Below are 18,041 nucleotides of genomic sequence, written 5' to 3' on the forward strand. Positions count from 1 at the left end.
CCTGCGGCCCGGCAAAGCCGGTTCCGCGGTGTTCCACGAAAAATGCCTGCGACGAGCAGCGGGCATTTTTGGTTCGGCGCTCGTTCTTCAGCGGATCGGCGACGTCGTCGCGCCGCTTGCGGGCAGCGGCTCCATCGGCGGCAGCGGCACGCGCGAGCTGGAGGAAGAAGGCGCTGGCGACGGCGAAGGCGCGGACGGCGTTGCCGAGGTCACCGGCGCCGGACCCGTGCCGCCGCGCTGCGCCGCAGCCTGGTTTGCCGCCTGGCTGGCCGCCAGATCCGCCTCGCTCACGACCTCGACCACGCGCACGACCTTCACCACGCCCGACACACCGCGCGTGATGTCGGTGGCGCGGTCGGTTTCGCGCCGCGTCGCGATGCCCATCAGGTAGACCACGCCGCGCTCGGTCACCACCTTGAAGGAATTGGCGAAGATGTCCTTGGCGTCGAGCAGCGAGGCCTTCACCTTGCCGGTGATGTAGAGGTCGTTCGAGCGGTCCTGGAAGGTGCTCGAGGAGCCGACGGTCAGCTCGTTCACCACCGAGCGCACGTTCACGATGCGGCTCACTTCCTCCTCGACGCGGCGGCGGTCGGCTTCGCTGCCCACGGCGCCCGTCAGCAGCACCTGGCGGTTGTAGCTGGTGACGCTCACGTACATCTGGTCGTTGGCGATGTCGCGCACGCGGGCCGCGGCGCGCAACTCGATGCCCTGGTCGTCCAGCTGCGCGCCGGAGCTGCGGCGGTCGGTGGCCACCATGCCCACGCCCATCACGGCCGCACCGCCCACGACGAGCGGCACGCAGGCGGAAAGGCCGGCGACCAGCGCGGCACCCAGGGTGAGGGCCAGGGCGAAACGCCGGGTCGATGATGTCATCGTCATGGTCGTCATGGTCATGAGGAAGCTTCCTGTTCTCCGAGTAACTGGGCATCCACGCCGTCGCACAGGCAATGCAGCGCGATCTGGTGGATTTCGTGGATGCGCGCCGCACGCTCGTGCGGCACGCTGATCTGGACATCGGTCTCGCGCAGCGCACGGCCGATGGCGCCGCCCGAACCGCTGCTGCCCGCAGCCGGCGCCGAGGGCGCCCCCGAGACGGCGTTGCCGAGCAGCGCGACCACGGTCATGTCGCGTTCGTGCGCGGCTGCCACCGCGGCAAGCACCGACGCCGACTGTCCGCTGGCGCTCAACGCCAGCAGCACGTCGCCGGCCTGGCCGAGCGCGCGCACCTGGCGGGCGAAGCGGTCGACGTCCGTCGCGCTCGCGCTGTCGGCCTCGGGGTCGGTGGTGTCCCCGGGCAGCGCGATGGCGCCGAGCTCGGGCCGCTCGCGTTCGAAGCGGCCCACGAACTGCGCGGCGAACTGGGCCGCCAGCAGCCCCGACACGCCAGCACCGCAGGCGAGCACCTTGCCGCCGCTGGTCACGCACGCCAGGATGGCCTGCATCGCTTGAGAGATGGGTTTGCTGAGGACCGGTCCGGTCTGGTACTTGAGGTCGGCACTGTCGATGAAGTGCTGCTGAATCCGTTGCTCGAGCATGAGGCGGGATGATAACTGGGGGTTGTGAAACAAGACGTTTTGAAATGCCCCATCCCGAATCTCCGCGCACTTCGTGTCACTTGCGGGTGCCCGGCATGGGATGGGTTGCTCCACGGGTGTTCGATTGGATCAACTCGCGTCGAAGGCGCCCGGGAGCCAGGTGATTGTCTCTTCGACCAGCACCACGTCGAAACGGCATGGCGGTACCGTGCGCAGCCGGCTCAGGTAATGCTGCGCGGCGAACACGATGCGTCGCTGCTTCAGTCCGGTGATGCTGCCGCCCGCGCCGCCGTGCGTGCCGGTGCTGCGCTGGCGGACCTCGACGAACACCAGGGTGCCCTGCGGCGAATGGCGCGGATCGCGCATGATCAGGTCGATCTCGCCGCCGCCGCGCCCGGGCGTCCGATAATTGCGCGCGACCAGCACGAGGCCGGCGTCCTGCAGATGGTCGAGCGCGGCGTCTTCCGCCGCATCGCCGCGATGCTTCGTTGTGGTGTCTGTCTTCATGGCTCCCTGCCTGCAATCTTCTTGTTCGTTCTGACGGAGAAACCCCTTGGCTTCACTCGCCCCTGCTTCATTCGGCGCCGCCCTCGCGGCCGCGCGCGACGCCGCGGGTGCGCAGCATTATCCACAGGGCACGCTCTACGTGGTCGCCACGCCCATCGGCAACCTGGCCGACATCACGCTGCGCGCGCTGCATGTGCTGCAGCTGGTGGACGCCATCGCCTGCGAGGACACGCGCCACACGCAAAGCCTGCTGCGCGCCTACGGCATCGACCGCCCCGGCGCACAACTGCTGGCGGTGCACCAGCACAACGAGGCCGAGGCCGCACAGGCCGTGGTCGCGCGGCTCGCGCAGGGCGAGCGCATCGCCTACGTCAGCGACGCCGGCACGCCCGGCGTGAGCGACCCCGGCGCGCGGCTCGCTGCGGCCGTGCGCGCGGCCGGGCAGCGCGTGCTGCCGCTGCCCGGTGCGAGCAGCGTGACCACCCTGGTGGGCGCGGCGGGCCTGGTGGCCGAAGGCGGCGACGCCAACGCCAGCAGCAGTGCCTTCGTCTTCGCGGGCTTCCTGCCGAGCAAGGCCGGCGAGCGCGACACGGCCGTGCAGGCGCTGTCGCAGGAGCCGCGCGCCGTGGTACTGCTCGAAGCACCGCACCGCATCGAGAACCTCGCGCGCGCACTGGCCACGCTGGGCGAGCGCCGCATCACCGTGGGCCGCGAGCTCACCAAGCAGTTCGAGGAAATCGCGACGGTGGCGGCCAGCGCCCTGCCCGACTGGTTCGGCGCCGACCGCGACCGCATTCGCGGCGAGTTCGCGCTGGTGCTGCACCCGGTGGCGGTGAGCGGCGACGGCGGCGCGGAAGGCGAACGCGTGCTGCGCCTGTTGATGGCGGAACTGCCGGTGAAAACGGCGGTGAAGCTGGCTGCAGAGATCAGCGGCGCGCCGCGCAACACGCTGTATGAATTGGCGCTGCGCATACGCAACGAGGCCGGGGAAGGCTAGCCGTCCAATTCAGCGTAGCGCCTGAAGATGCCGTCCTCGTTGAACGCGACGCGGCGCGGGCTCTGCAGGTAGTCGTGCACGCGCTGCCGCCGCCTGACGTTGGCATGCAGCTTCTCGACCGCGGGCGTTGCAGCCAGCGCCCGCGCCGTGGCCTTCGGGAACGCGTAGTGCAGACCGTCCACCAGCTGGAACAGCGACAGGTCTGCATAGGTCAGCACGTCGCCCACCAGGTGCAGGCTGCCCGCCGGGTTGCGCTGCAGCACGCGCTCGAACCAGTTCAGGAACTTGGGGATGCGCTCGTTGCGAAAGGCCTGTGCGCGCAGCACGGCCGCGTCGCGCTGGTCTTCGTAGTAGGCGCCGGTCGAGATCGGATGGTGCGTGTCGTGCGCCTCGGCGACCACGTCGGCAATGGTGAGCTGCAGCTGGTGCGTCCACAGTCCGTCTGATTCGCCCACGCCCGACAGCCCGAGCCGGGGCCCGAGGTAGAGCAGGATCGCGGCCGTCTGTCCGACCACGATGTCGCCGTCGACGAGGAAGGGCGGCGCGAACGCGGGCCGCGCGCTGTCGGGGTCGCCCAGCCGCCGGCCCAGCGCGGACTCGCCGCCGCCCTCGGCTTCAGGCAGGCGCGCCACGTCGACGTAGTCGGCACCGGCCGCCTCGAGCGCGAGCCGCACGAATTCGCCGCGGCCCTGGATGGTGGGCCAGTAATGCAGTTGGTAGGGCATGCGGGCATGGTGTCATGAGGCCGGGGCGGTTGCAATCGCGCCCGCCGGCAGCGCCGGATTATTCGGCCCGCATCTCTTCGGCCTCAGTTCACCTTGACCGTGAAAAGCACAGCCCCCGAAGCACCCGGGTCCAGCGGTCCCGTGAATTGCCAGCTCAGCGCCCCCGTGCCTCCCGCGGTCTGCGCCGTTGCGCAAGCCTCCGTGGCCGCCGGAATCGGATTGGCGGGCGTGCGCTTCTGGCAGTTCGCGAGTGTCGCCGGCGTCGTGCCCGCCTGCGCCGTGACGAAGGCGGTGAACTGCGGCGTCGTGTCGTTGACCGTCATGCCGCTGATCGGGCTGGAGCCGTTGTTGGTGTAGGTGATGCGGTACTCCAGCACCTCTCCAGGCTTCGCCTGGTTGTTGATGCCGAAGCTGCCACCCTGCGTCACGTTGCGCACTTCCTTCTTGAGCTCCAGCGCGCTGGTCGAGACGGTCGTGGTGTCGGTCACCGTGTAGGTGGCGCTCAGGGCCGGGCCGGCATTGGTGAACACGAAGCTGGCCTGCACGACGCTGGCGTTGCCGTTGCCGGTCGCCGCGTTGGCGGGAATGAACTCCTGCATCAGGATGCAGACGCTCTGCCCGGCCACGACGTTCACCGGCGCGGCCGGCGGGTACAGCAGTGCGGCGCCCGCCTGCAGCGAACCGGTGCAGCCCACGTCGGCAAAGATCTTCCCGCTCCAGCCGCTGACGGCAGGCGTGTCGATCGAGCTCGGGATGTCGAAACTCACGGCACCCGCGGTCCGGGCCATGAAGGTGTGCGGATAGCTCACCGTGCTGCCGGGCTGGCCGGTCTTCGCGCCGTCGGCCGCGAGCGTGTTGCGGTCCACGTCGCCGAAGTTGAGCCCCGCGTGGCCGGTGCCGTTCCAGGTGAAGGCGATGCGATCCGGCGTGCCGCTGCGGGTGTAGGTGTAGCTGATGCCGGCGATGGCGACGGCCTGGCCGGAGCGCAGCGGGACGCTGCCCAGCGAGGCGCCCGTGGAGATGCGCGAAGCGGCGTTGGTCTCTTCCACGCACACCGGATCGTTCAAGCCGAGACCGAGGGGCGCTCCCAGCGCGTACTGCCCGCTGCCGTTCGTGATCGTCGTTGCGAGCGTGGTGGCGCCGCAATCGGTCAAGCGCACGGTGATGCCAGGGATGCCGGCCTCGCCGCCGTTGATCAGGCCGTCGTTGGCGATTCCGGCGCCCACGCCGTTGTCCAGGAACACCCGGCCGGTCACGCTCCTGGGGTAGCCATTGACGAAGGTGCAGGTGATGGCCGCCCCGGCCACCATGTTGGCAGCAGGAATGCTCAGCTGGTTGCCCGTGAGCGTGCCGAACTTGGCGGTCGGCGTGCCGCTGTTCGCGTCCACGCAGCTGGCGCTCATCGGATTGGCGGGCCAGCCGTCCGGCGAGCTTTCCCGGATGGTGACGCCGGTTCCTGCGGTGCCCGTGATGTTGGCGGCGCCGTTCGCGCTGCCTTCGCCCGTCACGGTGATGCTGTCGGTCGCCGTTGAAAGGCCGCTGAGCGCAAAGCCGAAGAGATTGGCGCCGACGCCGCCGACGGTGGTCTTGACGATCTGGACCCGGGGAAACGGCGGCGAATAGGTGTTGGTGAAGGTACACGCGATGTTGCTGCCCGGTGCCGTGGCGGCGGCGTTCAGCGTCACCTTGCGGTTCGGCAGATCGGGCGTGGCGGCTCCGCCGGCACCCAGGCCGGTACAGCTGATGGCCGTCAGCACGTAGTCGGCCGGCAGCGGATCTTCCGTGATGGTCGTCGCCACGCCGGGCGTGGTCAGGGTCTGGGCCGCGCCCGCGGCGGGCGTGCCGGCGGCCGTGGTGGTGATGCTCTGCGCCGCCAGGCCGTTGTCGCCCGTGAAGCCGAAGGTGCCGGTGGTGCCCACGGAAACCTTGCGGATGGTCACGCTCGCAGATGCGGCATTCGTGAACACGCATTGCAGCGACTTGCCCAGCTGCACGCTGGCCGCCGGGATCGTGTAGGTCCGGCCGCTCGCCCCGGTGCCCAGGCTGCCCACCGGCGTGCCCGCGTCGGTACAGGTTGCACCGGCCAGGTTCCAGCCGGGCACCGCGGCTTCGGTGATGCTGATGACCGCGCCGTTCGAGCTGGCGGTGAAGGCCTGCGTGCCCGCGGCTGCCGTGTTGCCGTCCACCTGCGCCGGCGTGCCGGCGGCCACGGTGCTGACGCTGCCGGCTGCCTGGGTGGTGTTGGTCAACGTGAAGTTGAAGGGGCCGCCGGTGCCGCCGGTCGTGGTCTTCTGCAAGGTGACCGTGGCCGGCGAACAGAGCGCGCTGGTGGTCGCCTGGGCGAGAAAGCCCTGGTAGGGGGCGCCGCTCTTGATGTGGACGACCACCGTGTTCGACCCGGACTGCCAGTTGCTCGCCAGCGTCGCGCTGGCCGCGGCACCCGGGTCGAAGCCGCGGAAGGTGTACGGGGTCGCCCCGCCCTGCGGCACGCCTCCAACGCTCTGCAGCACGCCGTTGACGTAGATCTCGGCGACCGAATTGTCGGAATAGAAGTCCAGCTTCAAAGAAAAGCTCGCCGGGTTGACCGACGCCGCCATGTTGAAGGTGAAGCGGTGGTAGATGTCGACATTGCCGGCGTGCGTGGTCTGGTACTGCGAGATCCAGTTGGCATTGCCGAAGGGCGAGGCGATCCAGGCCGTCGGCGCCTTGTTGCCGACGTAGGAGCGCGCCCAGGTGGCGACGGTGCCGGGCCCGCCCGTCGCCGCGCCGATACCCGACTCCCACACCGGATCGCGGCCCGTCGTCAGCGGTGGTCCGACCGGGCCGTCGAAGCCCGTGTTGAAGATCGCCGCATTGGTCGAGCACATCACCGTCGGCGCGATGGGCGGCGAAGGCGGATTGGTGTCGGCGGTGTTGGTGAAGGTACAGACGATGTTGCTGCCGGGCGCGGTCGCGGCTGCGTCCAGGGTGAGCACGCGTCCGTTGCGCGAGGCCGTCCCGCCGGCGCCCATGCCGGTGCAGGAGGCATCGACCAGCGCATAGGTCCCCGGCGGCACGCCCTCGGTGATGGTCGTGGCGGTGTTGGCTGCCGCGAGCGAACGCGTCGCCGCGCTGGCCGGCGTACCGTCCACCGTGGTCGTGATGTTCTGGGTCGCCGCCAGGCCGTTGGTGCCCGTGAAGCTGAAGGTGCCGGTGCCGCCGAGCGAGGTCTTGCGGATGGTCACCGTCGGCATGGTTCCGAACCTGTAGGGCTGCGGGCTGGGCAGGTAGCTGTTGGCGCCGACGCTGAAGCTGCCGCTCAGGACCGCGCCGCCCACCGTCACCTGTGTCGTGCTGTAGACGGCGGCCACGGTGGAGGTGGCCGTCACCTGACAGGTCGCGGCCGCCGTGGTCGTGCAGCTGCCGGCGGCGCCCACCGCGCCGCCGTTGAAGGCGACGTTCGGCGTCGCGCCGAAGCTCACCACCGTGCCGGCCTGAACCGGGTTGCCGGCCGCGTCGCGGATGAAGACCTCGAGCACGTCCTGTGCCGCGCCGTTGGCAAGCTGGTTGTCGGTGACGATGCGCAGGCCCGATTGGCTGGCGGTGCCGGAGCCGACGACGATGCTCGTCTGGGCGCTGTCACAGCTCACGCCGTTGCCGGACACGCAGCCCGCGCCGGCTGCCGTGGCTGGCGCACCAACGCCGCTCGTGCTGGTACTGGCGTAGTTGGTGAGCACCGTGCCGGTTGCCGCGATCGGCGCGGTCGCGTTCAGCGTGAAGCCGCGCACACCGGTGGAGGCCGGAATGCCGCCGGCAGGCAGCGTCATCGTGCAGCTGAGCAGTGCACCGGCGGCGCTGGGCAGCGTGCCGCAGTTCACCGAGGTGACGCCGGTGCCGGCCACGGCCGACGTGGCCACCACGCCCGGCGGCAACTGCTCGCTCACGACGAGCGAGGTGCCCGAGTCCACCGCGCCCGTGTTGGCCAGGTTCAGGCCGTAGGCGATGTTGCCGCCGGCTGCCACGGTCGCGGGCGCGGTCTTGTCCACGGCAATCACCGGGGCCGCGGTGTTGGTGAAGGTACAGGTGATGGCCGCGCCGGACCGCATCGCGCTCGCGGGCAGGGTCGCGGTGTTGCCGGCGAACGTCGCCAGCTCGGTCGCGGGATTGCCGCTGGTCGCGGCCGCCGAGTCCAGGCAGGACGCCGAGACCGGATTGGCCGGCCAGCCCGCGGGCACGCTCGACTCCTGCACCGTCGCCGCGATTCCGGCCGTGCCCAGATGGACCGTGGCCGAGGCCTGCGGCGTGAACAGCGCCGTCACGTCGATGCTGTCCGCCGGATTGGTGACACCCGTGAGCGTGTAGCCGAAGGTCTGGGTGCCCGTCACGTTGGTCTTGGTCTTGCGCACCGTGATGCGGGGCTGCGCGAGCACCGGGGTCGTCACGCTGCTCGTGCAGTTGCCCGCGGCGTTGCAGGCCGGATCGCCGCCGCCGCTGGCGGTCGCGGTGTTGTCCACGCTCGGCACCGCGCCGGCCAGCGGCGTGACCGGAATGACGAAAGAGACGCTGCCAGTGGTGGCCGCGAGCCCCGCGGGCACCGTGCAGCTCACGGCCTGTCCGGTGGCAGTGCAGCCGGCGGGCATGGTGCCGAGCGTCAGCGTCGCAGGCACCGTATCGCTGATGGTGGTCACGGCGGTCGTGGCGACCGGGCCGGTATTGGCGAGTGTCAGCGTGTAGCTGGCCGGCGTGCCGACTGCGAAGCTCGGCGCGCTGGCGGTCTTGGTCAGATTGAGCTGCGGCTCGATCGAGTTGGTGAAGGTACAGGCAATGTTGCTGCCCGCCGCAGTGGCAGCGGCATTCAGCGCAACGGACCTCGTTGCGAGGTCCGGCGTGGCCGTGCCGCCGGCGCCCATGCCGGTGCAGACGATGCTCTTGAGCCTCCAGCCGGCGGGCGGCGCGTCTTCCGTGATGGTGGTGGCAGCCCCCACGGTGGTGAGGCCCGATTGCGCACCGGCCACGGGCGTGCCGGCCGCTGTGGTCGCAATGCCCTGCGCGGTGAAGCCATTGGTGCCGCTGAAGCCGAAGCTGCCCGTGCCGCCTTCGGTGACCTTGCTGACGGTCACGGCCACGCGGGTGTAGGTGAAGGTGCAGAAGATGGTGGCGCCGTAGTCGGTGGCGGCCGCATCGAAGGTCACTCTTCGGGTCGAGAGATCGTAGGTCGCGGTGCCGCCCGGCGCCATGCCGGTACAGCTGATGCCGGTCAGCACGAAGCCGGCTGGCGCGGAGCTCTGCAGGATGAACGTCGAGATTGCGGGCGTGGTCAGAAACTTGGCGGGTCCGGAGGCCCCGACCCCTGGCGAAGTCGTGACGATGGGGCTGGCGGCCGCGCCGTTGTTGCCGAGGTAGCTGAACGACCCCACGCCGCCGTTCGAGACCACGGTGGTCGTGATGCTGGGCGCCACCTTGGGCGGCGTGTTGTAGGCGAGCACGAGGGTCGCCGTTTCATTGACGTTCACGCCATCGTCGTTGTTCGGATCCGCGTCGTTGGGCACCGTGCAGAAGTGCGTGGCGCCAGGCGTCGCGGCCTGCACGCACACCTTGGCGCCGTTGGGAACCGAGTAGCTGCCGGTCGCCACGCTGGGCTGCGGGAACACGGGAATGTCGAAGCCGACCTCGCCGCCGTCCGTCAGGTTCGGGCCGCTGGAAGCAGCCAGCGGCGTGGGGTTGACCTGGCAGGTCACCACCACGGGCGAACCGGCCTTCGCGCAGTTGGCGGGCAAGGTGCCCGTGTCCCATCCGGCCGGAAGGGTCAGCACCGCGGTCGAATTGTCCGAGCCCGTGGTCGGCGCAGGGCCGAAGTTCTTGGCGATGAGCCTGACGTTGCGCTGCTGGCCGTAGCTGGTCCAGCCATCGCTCGGCACGACCACCTGTACCTGCAGGTCCGGACGGCCGGTGATGATGTTCGAGCAGGTGTAGTCCTCGTTGGTGCCGAGCGCGTGCGCGGTAGCGCAGGTGCCGGTCTTCGAGTAGCTGTTGCTGTTGGTCCCGGTCGGCGCCAGGGCGTTGCCGCTGTAGTTGGTGCCCGCGGAGGTGTAGGTCTCGTAGGTCTGCTGGTAGCGCGCCGTGTTGTTGGAAACGCCCGGCGGATAAAAGACCACGCCGGCAACGCTCGGGCGCCAGGCGGCCGTGTTCGTGCTGCTGCCGAGCGTCTGGTCCCACGCGTAGTTGACGAAACTGATGCGCTGCGAAACGCGCGCATCGGGAAACTTGCCGCTCACGCCGGAGAAGCCGTCGATCAGTTCACCGCCGCCGGTATCGACCAGGCCGCTGCAGGTGCCCGTCGCGGAAAACGGGCAGACCGTCTTTTCGGCGTTCACGGGCCCGGGCACCGCGGAGCCCGGCCCCGTGCCGCCGTCGTCCGCGGTGAGGCCCAGCGTAAAGTTCGCGCCGCCGCTGGACGCCGCCTGGAACCAGTCGCCCGCGGTGACCATGACCGGGCGGCAGACGAAGGTGATCTGCGTCGGATAGATGTTGCCCGAGGCGCCGTTGAACATGCGGTCGAAGCCGCCGAGCACGGCAATCACGGTACCGGCCGGACAGACCTGGGGACCGCGCTGCGTCATGCCGTTGATCGGTCGGCCCCACCATCCCGCCGAGGCCGACGAGCCGAACGCGATGGTCGCCGCGCCCGCGCCTTCGCTCACGGTGAATGGCGTGCAGCCGAATTCGACCGCGCGCAACCCGCCGGTCAGGTTGGCGAAGGTGCCGCTGACCTCGGGGCCGTTGATGCGCTCCCACATGGTCAGTCCTGTGGGGAAGCCGTTGGCGCAAACCGTCTGCACGACCTGGCCGGCGTTGGTGCCCACCACGGTGCCGTTGAGCCTTACCGCCCCCTGCGGCACGAGCACCTGCTGCGCATGCCCGAGAAGCGGAAAGGACAGCAGCCAGGCTGCGAGCAACAGCCATCGCCGCGCGGCGGCCGCATGCGAGCGCAGCCTAATCTTGAGTCTTTGCATGTTCGCTTGCCTGATCCGTGTTTTTTCGAGAGGCCGATGCGGCGGGGGCGCTGGCCGACGCGAAGCCCAACCCCGTCTCGTCGAACTTGAAGCGCAGCCGGATGTAGGCACCCTTGCTGGTGTATTCGTTGGCCGTCAGCTCGCGGTCGCGCAGGCCGACGAAGTTGTAGCCGGCCGAGACCCACAGGTCCTTGGCCACCTGGTAGCCGAGTTCGACGCCCGCGGTCTTCTGCAGCGCGCCGCCCTTGCCGTAGAGCACGCCGGCCTGCATGCCGAAGTCCCAGTCCTTGTTGATGTCGCGCGTGTAGCGCGCATGCAGCAGATGGGCCCAGTAGCGGCTCGCCAGGAAACCGTCGTCGGCGCGCGAGATCTTGCCCGCGTAGCGCGCACTGAGAACGCTGCCGCGCTGCGGGTTGTAGTTCAGGTGGGCCGAGACGATGTCGGCGCTGGTGCTGCCCGGCAGGCTCCTGTTGCCGGAATCGCTGCCGAAGGCGCTGCCGCCGTTCAACGCGCCAGCCGCATTGCCGCCCCCCACGATGCGCTCGGAGCGGCGCTCGTAGCGCAGCAGCGCGTTCCAGCTGTCGGTGTCCACCGGGCGGTAGGCCATGCCGATCTGGTGGCGCTGAAGGTGGCGCTCGTTGCCTGCATTGGTGCCCTGCCCTTCGCTGTCGCTCACCACGCTGCGCGCCAGCAGGCTCCAGGCGGGGCTGATCTTGTAGCCGAAGCCGGCGCTGAAGAGCCGGGTGTCGGCATCGTCACCCTTGCGTCCTTCGAGGATGCCGCTGAGCTTGTAGGTGTCGGTGAGGTACTCGACCCCGGCGGTGATGGCGGTGGACTGGCCGAGACCGCCCGCATAGCCGGTGCCGCTGTTCGCGCTGTTGGCGTAGCCGCCCAGCTGGCGGGTGTGCTCGAGGCCGCCCGTCACGCTGAAGCGGTCGGTGAGCTTCACGGTGTTGCGCACGCCGGTCGCCGCCTGCGCGGCCCGGCCGTCGATGCTGTCGGCGAGCCGGAACTCGTTGTAGACGCGGCCGCCCTCCATGTAGTTGCTCTCGATGCCCAGGATGCCGACGTTGTTGGATTGCGTCGCGCTCAGCCCGTCGGTGCCGTAGAGGCTGGAGACGAGTTCATAGCGGCCGTAGACGCGGGTTTTGTCGGTGATGGCGTAGTTGCCGCCAACGGCCAGCGTGCGGCGAGCGGAATCGTGCAGGTCCTGCTCGCCTTCGACGAAGACCTGGGCCAGCGGCACGCCGGGCACCTGCGCCGACAGGCGTGCGCGCACGGTGGTCAGGCTCTCGCTGTCGGCATTGGCGGTGGCCGCCGCACCGAGTGCGGTCACGTTGTTGGCACCCACGCGGCTGCCGAGGCTTGCGTTGGAGGTGGAGACCTCGCCGTAGTCGAATCCGGAGCCGGAGGCGAGGCCGCTGCTGCGCTGGCCTTGGCGCAGGCCCACTTCGGCGACCAGGGTGTCGCCGAACTTCTTCTGCACGCTCGCGGTAGCGCCCTTGCGGTCGCCTTCGAGCAGGGCGTCCTTGCTGTAGATCATCTCGGCGCGCACCGCAGTGCTTGCGTCGATCTTGTATTCGGCGCGTACGGAGGCTTCGGTGCGGCCTGCGGAAAAGCTGGCGCCGGGGTTGTCGAAGCCCGCGCTGGTCTTGCCGGCCAGCGCCACGACCGCGAGCTTCTCGTCCTGGTGACGCACTTCGAGGCGCGTGCCCTCGCCCTTGCCCTTCGCATCGGAATCGGTGCGAACCAGCTCGGCCGCGGCCGTGGTGTTGTCGCCGATGCGGGCCACCGCCGTCAGGGCGCGCAGGTTGCGGTGGTTCTCGGGATTCTGGTCGGTGCTGGCGACCACGCCCAGCTGCAGGCGCTCCGCCACCTTGACCTGCACGTCGGTACCGGCCACCGTGAACTTGGGGCCTCCGCTGTCGACTTCGTACGTGACGCGGATCGACTGCGGGTTGAGGTTGGCATCGGCCGACGCGATCGCATGGGTGAACAGGATGCGGCGCGTAAGCGGCTCGACCGTGTAGTCGACGAAGCGCGTGACCGGCGTGCGCTGCAGCACGACGTCGGGCTGGTTGCGGTCGCGCACCACGACCTCGACCTGCTCGCTGTTGTCGACGAACTCGCCGCCGGTGGCGCTCAGGTAGTAGGGGCCGGAAGTGCCGACGGCGCGGAATTCCTCCACCTGCTGGGTCTGCGCGGTGCGCGAGACATAGCTGGTCGCGCGCACATTGCGGTCTTCGTACACGTGCTTGAGGCCGGTCAGCGAGCGGTTGTTCTGGCTCAGGTTGCGCACCTCGGTGCTGCTCGCGGTGGTGAAGTCGCCGTACAGCAGGAAGGAGCGGTTCTTGTCGATGCGCACGTAGAGCTTTTGCGTGCTCTGCGCGTCGAAGCCCTTGACCGACGAGTCGCCGTACACCGGGTAGAACTCGTCGGGCCGGATGTCGCGGAACAGCCGGTCGTCGCGCGTCTTGTCGGAATCGAAGGCGGCGGTGAGCAGGTAGTCGCCCTTGACGGCACCCTTGAAGAAGAAGGCGGCGCGGGCGCCGGCGCGGCGGTCCTTGCGCTCGTCGGCAAGGCCCGTCAACTCTGCCTCGAACGCGGCGCCGGCAGGCATGGCGCCGAGCGGTACGCTGCCGCGCCTGGTGAAGTCCAGCACGCCTTCGACAATGCCCACGCCGAGCATCGGCCGCATCTCGGGCAGCAACGCCAACCGCACTTCCTTCACAAAGCTGCCGGCGCTCACGCGCAGGCGCACATCGCCCGGCTCGCCGGGCGGCAGCAGGCGGAACTCCGCCGCGCCGCCGTCCATGAAGACCTGCGTGCCCGGTTCGGCGGGGTTCAGGTCCTCGTCGAGCCAGCGGCCGCGGTCCGTCTCCAGGGTGAGTTGGGTGCGCGCGGTCACCGGCACGCCGGCCGCGTCGACCAGCCGCACCTTGACAGCCACGGGGGTGCGCAGGTCGGCATATGCAAGCTCGGGCAAGTCGACCTGGATGGCGCCGAGCTTGTCCGGCGCGACGATGCCGATCCGCTGCGTGGCGCGCACGTTGCCGAAATCGTCCACCGCGTCGAGCTGCAGGCGGTTGGCCCCGGGCTGCAGCACCACGCCGACGTATTCCCAGGCGCCGATGCTCTTCGACGGCAGCTGCGTCTTCTTGCCGACGCGTCGTTCGTCGATCGCCTGGCCGTTGACCGAGAGGCGCAGCGCCACGCCGGACTCGCCCTTGACGCGCACGTTGATCGACTGGCCGGGAACGGTGTCGCCTTCCTTCAGGCCGAGGAAGCCGAGGGCGTTGCCGTCGAGCTCGGGCAGCAGCACTTCCAGCTCGATCGGGCTGGGCGCGGCCTGCGGCAGCAGCGGCGCGCTGCGCGGCGCCAGCATGGCGGCGGAGGTGTTGACGGGCCGGCTGGCGAAGGCGCCGATGCCGGCCGCCGCGCCACCCGCGGCCGAAGCGCCCTGCGCAGCGGCCGGCAGGCCGTTGAGCGCGGCGAACAGGCTTCCTGCCGGGGTCGCGGCCGCCGGCGCGGTGGCGCCCAGCGTGCCGCTCATGCTGCCCGACGCGGCACCGACGAAGCTGCTGGCGTTGGCCGGCGCATCGGGCATCGCGATCAGCGGCGCCGACGACGCCATGGTCGAGCCGCTGCTGCCGCTCGCAAGCGCCTGGCCGCTGGCCGGCAGCGAGCGGAGATCGCCCACTGCAACGATCTGTCCTTCCGGATTCAGGCGCAGCCGCACCTGGGCCTCGGCCTCGGTGTCCGGGATCGCGGCAATGGCGGCGCGGCGCGCCACCACGTCGGCCACCACGGCCTGGTCGCCGCAATTGCCGATGATGAAGTTGGCCTTGTGGAACTCCCCCTTCTTCAGGTCGACGAATCGGCTCTCGGGGCGGCCGGCATTGCGGTTGTCCAGCAGCTCCAGGCGGGCGCCGGGCGGCAGCGTGGTCTGGTCCAGGCGCAGCACGTGGGTGAGCGGCTTGAGGCCGTAGAGGCTCCACTTGCCCTCCACGTCGGTGACGACGTTGGTGCCGTCCTCCATGAACAGGCGCACGCCGGGCACGCCGATCTCGTCGGCGCCTTCCTGCCTGCCGTCCGCCTTGCAGTCCATGTAGACCTTGCCGAACAGGAAGGCGTCGTCGGAAAACACGCCGCCCGTGACGCGTACCGTCCAGTTCGCGAGGTTGGACTGCAGCGGCCCCGAATAGGCGCGCGCACGATTGACGGCGTCGCCATTGGTGGGCGCACCCACGCCGATGCGCACGCGGTAGCGCACCACGGCCGCCTGGTCGATACCGAGGGTGAGCGTCGGGTAGTCGAAGACCAGTTGCGGGCCCGCGCCGCCCGCCGGGTTGCCGGCCGCGGCGGTGTTGAGGCGCGCACTGTTGGCCACATAGGCGAAGCCCGGCGGCAGGCTGTCGCTGAAGCGCACGCCGGTGACCGGGAATCCGGTCTTGTTGGTCACGGTCAGTGCGTAGTCGATGAAGTCGCCGAACTCCACCTGGCGCTTGCTGCCGTCCTTGCGCAGCACCAGCCCGAGCACGTTGCCCGGGTCGAGCGGGATGTGGTTGTGCACGATGTCGCAAGCCGCGCCCGAGGCATTGAAGCCGGCGTTGACGGAGAAGTAGTGGGTCGTCGGATCGGCACCCTTGGGCGGCGTGGCGTTGGGCGCGATCTGGCCGCAGCCCGAGAAAGTGCCGGCCGTGACCGGGATCAGCTGCGACGGGTAGACATAGCCGGTGCCCGCCGGCGGCACCACGCCGAGCGAGTAGGTGCACATGCCGGTGACCGGCGGCGACTGCAGGAAGAACTGGTAGCTGCCGTCGGCGCCCGTGGTCATCGAGACGCTGCCGTTCGTATTGAATGTATAGGCGCCCGACGAGCCGCCGAAGATCTCCCCCGCCGTGATCGGCGTCGCGGCCCCGCTGCTGCAGGACTGCCGCGTGAAGGTGACCAGCGCGCCGGCAACGGGCTCGCGCGTCACCGCGTTGTAGACCGTGCCTGCCGGATCGGCCAGCAGCGACTGCACCGAGCTCGCGCTGGCCGCCACCAGCATGGCGGGCGTGACGTTGATGGTGTTCTGGTCGAAGGCCGCGGCCCAGGCCTTGTTGGTGACCGCCACGCGGCTGCCCACCGCACCGGCCTTCTCGGTGATGCGCACCGTGAAGCCGATCTGCTCGCTCTGGCCGGGCGCCAGGCCGCGGTTGCCGTCGCTCAGGCTGAGCACCGCCTCGGTCGGCAGCTGGAAGGGATCGCTGCTGGCGAGCGCGCCGCGGTTGCAGGTAGCACGGCCGGTGAAGCTTCCCGCGACGTCGAGCAGTCCGCTGCGCGCCTTGGGCGCACCGACCAGCTCCCAGGACGCGACCGAGCCGTCCGGCTTGTCCATGTCGAAGGTGCAGTTCAGGTTGTCGATCACGCGCACGTGCGGTGCCGGGGCGATACCGGTGTTGGTGACCAGCAGCCGGTAGTCGAGTTCGTACACGCCCTGCCCGATGCGCCGCGGCAGCGAGACACTCTTCACGAGCGTGAGCGAGGGAAGCTCCATGGACACTGGCGTCGGCGAGCTGTTGTTGTTCGGGTTGCCGTCGCCGTCCGGGTCCGGGTCGGCGCCATCGACCGAATCGTCGAAAGCCACGGGCGCGCCGCCGGGCGTGAGCGCGCCCTGTGCGCGCACGCTGTTCAGCAGCGTGCCGGTGCGGCCGCTGAGGTTGATGCGCAGATCGAACTGCACCGTGAACCGCGCCCCGACCGGCAGCACGGCCCCGGGTGCCAGCAGGTTCTGCGCGGCCGGCGTGCCGGTGAAGGCAGCGTTGGCCGCAGCCACGGTGCCGCTCACGCCATTGCCCTGGTTGCCCGCGATGCCGATCGAGCCGGCCACCACCGTGTACTGGTTCGGCCCCGGTACCGCCGCGGTCGTGTAGCTGCCGAACTGAGTGGCACCGCTGCCTTCGAGCAGGTCGGCCGCCTGCACGCCGTAGAGCCACACGGCGCCGTAGTTGCGGATGTCCACGCTGAAGCGAACCGTGGCGGTTCCGTCGAGCAGGCCATCGGCGCCGCGGTTCGGGCGCGGCGCCGACGCGGCCTTGGCAACGCCGATGCGGCTCTGGCTCGTGGTGATGAGCACCGTGTTGGACGGCGACACCGCCAGCGCGACGCCGTCGTTGTAGTAGCTCTGCGCGGTGTTGCGGATGTCGCCGGTCTGGTCCGGCCTGACCCGCACGGCGAACTGCATCGCGATCGATGCATTGCGCGACACGGGAGTGGGCACGCCGATCGCCACCTCGATCGCGGCGGCATCGTCCGCGGTGCGGTAGCTGAAGGCCGGATCGCCCGGCAGGCGGAACAGGCGCACCGCGCCCGCGGCAGTGCTCTGCAGCGTGCCGGCGATGTACTGCGTGCCGGCTGGCACCAGGTCGCGCACCAGCACGAGGCTGGCCGGCGCGCCGTTCACCAGCACCGGCGTGCCGCCCGGCGCGGCGCTGTTGGCGGGCTGCGCATCGCGGGCGCCGATGTTGGTGCCGGAAACGGTGAAGTCGATGCGCGTCTGCCCCGGCACGACGATGCCGGGATAGCTCGCGGCCTTGGTGATGGAGATCACCGCGACGTCGCCGACGGTCACGACGTCGCGGTTGGTGGCGCTCAGGTTCTGCAGCGCGGTGGTGGCCGTCAATGCGGCGCAGGCGACACCGTTCGCGCTCGCCGGGATCGTTCCCTGCACCAGCAGCGCGGCCGTCTCGCCGGGCTGCAGCGCCAGCGCACCGCCGGCGCCGAGCGGAAGCACCGGATCGGCGGGGTCCACCACGCCGTTGTTGTTGGTGTCGCGCACCACCCGCAGGGCCGAAAGGTCCAGCGTGTCGGCCGCGCAGCCGCCGGCGTTGTTGGCAAAGCCCAGCATGTAGCTCGACGGCACGTTGCCGGTGTTGGTGAGCAGGTGGCTCAGCGTGACGACGGTGGCGGGCGGACGCGTGACGGTCTGGTCCTGCGTCAGCACCAGCGCCTCGACCGGCAGCACGTTCGCCACCACGCTGTTGGAGCTGGAAGTTTCGGTCTGGGCAAATCCGGCCGGCACGTAGGTGGCCGTTGCCACGTTGCGGATCACGGTGCCGCCGGGGGCGGGGGCGGCCAGCACCGCAGCCGGAGCAAGGATGAATGCCAGCCCGATCGCGAGCGTGGCGCGGGCGCGGCGCCATCGATGCGAGCTGCCGCTCACGCTCATTGAATCAGACAAGAATTGCACTCCGCGAAACCTTCCGTCGGCCCCTCCGGGCCGTGAATGACTGGATCTTTT

7 protein-coding genes are annotated in these 18,041 nt (G+C 70.0%); 1 reads left to right on the top strand and 6 read right to left on the bottom strand.

All coding sequences use genetic code 11. The features are described 5' to 3' along the window. Window positions 1-87: 87 nt before the first annotated feature. The 3 genes from PMI12_RS23270 to PMI12_RS23280 form a co-directional block, all read right to left on the bottom strand. Entirely contained in the window at window positions 88-894 is an 807-nt protein-coding gene (locus PMI12_RS23270) for a BON domain-containing protein (protein WP_007837336.1), read from the bottom strand. Beyond that, window positions 891-1,535 (bottom strand): SIS domain-containing protein, encoded by a 645-nt coding sequence (locus PMI12_RS23275; protein ID WP_007837337.1) that lies wholly within the window; start codon window positions 1,533-1,535, stop codon window positions 891-893. Before PMI12_RS23275 ends, PMI12_RS23270 begins: the two co-directional genes overlap by 4 nt. 129 nt (window positions 1,536-1,664) lie before the next feature. Continuing rightward, window positions 1,665-2,042, bottom strand: coding sequence for a YraN family protein (locus PMI12_RS23280; RefSeq protein WP_007837338.1), 378 nt, complete (start codon window positions 2,040-2,042; stop codon window positions 1,665-1,667). Window positions 2,043-2,088: 46 nt separating this feature from the next. Between PMI12_RS23280 and rsmI the strand changes: the two genes are divergently transcribed. Beyond that, complete coding sequence (gene rsmI, locus PMI12_RS23285; protein WP_007837339.1) at window positions 2,089-3,039, top strand: 16S rRNA (cytidine(1402)-2'-O)-methyltransferase; 951 nt, start codon at window positions 2,089-2,091, stop codon at window positions 3,037-3,039. Here rsmI and PMI12_RS23290 read toward each other — a convergent pair. From PMI12_RS23290 to PMI12_RS23300, 3 genes are all read right to left on the bottom strand, one after another. Further along, window positions 3,036-3,764, bottom strand: a complete 729-nt coding sequence (locus tag PMI12_RS23290) for a glutathione S-transferase (protein ID WP_007837340.1) — start codon at window positions 3,762-3,764, stop codon at window positions 3,036-3,038. The genes rsmI and PMI12_RS23290 overlap by 4 nt on opposite strands. Window positions 3,765-3,847: 83 nt before the next feature. Further along, window positions 3,848-10,756 carry a beta strand repeat-containing protein gene (locus PMI12_RS23295; protein WP_007837342.1) on the bottom strand — a complete coding sequence of 2,303 codons (6,909 nt, stop codon included), beginning with the start codon at window positions 10,754-10,756 and terminating at the stop codon, window positions 3,848-3,850. Then, window positions 10,737-17,969 (bottom strand): DUF11 domain-containing protein, encoded by a 7,233-nt coding sequence (locus PMI12_RS23300; protein ID WP_007837343.1) that lies wholly within the window; start codon window positions 17,967-17,969, stop codon window positions 10,737-10,739. Before PMI12_RS23300 ends, PMI12_RS23295 begins: the two co-directional genes overlap by 20 nt. Window positions 17,970-18,041: the final 72 nt, after the last annotated feature.

Source organism: Variovorax sp. CF313, assembly GCF_000282635.1.
Taxonomy (GTDB): Bacteria; Pseudomonadota; Gammaproteobacteria; order Burkholderiales; family Burkholderiaceae_C; genus Variovorax.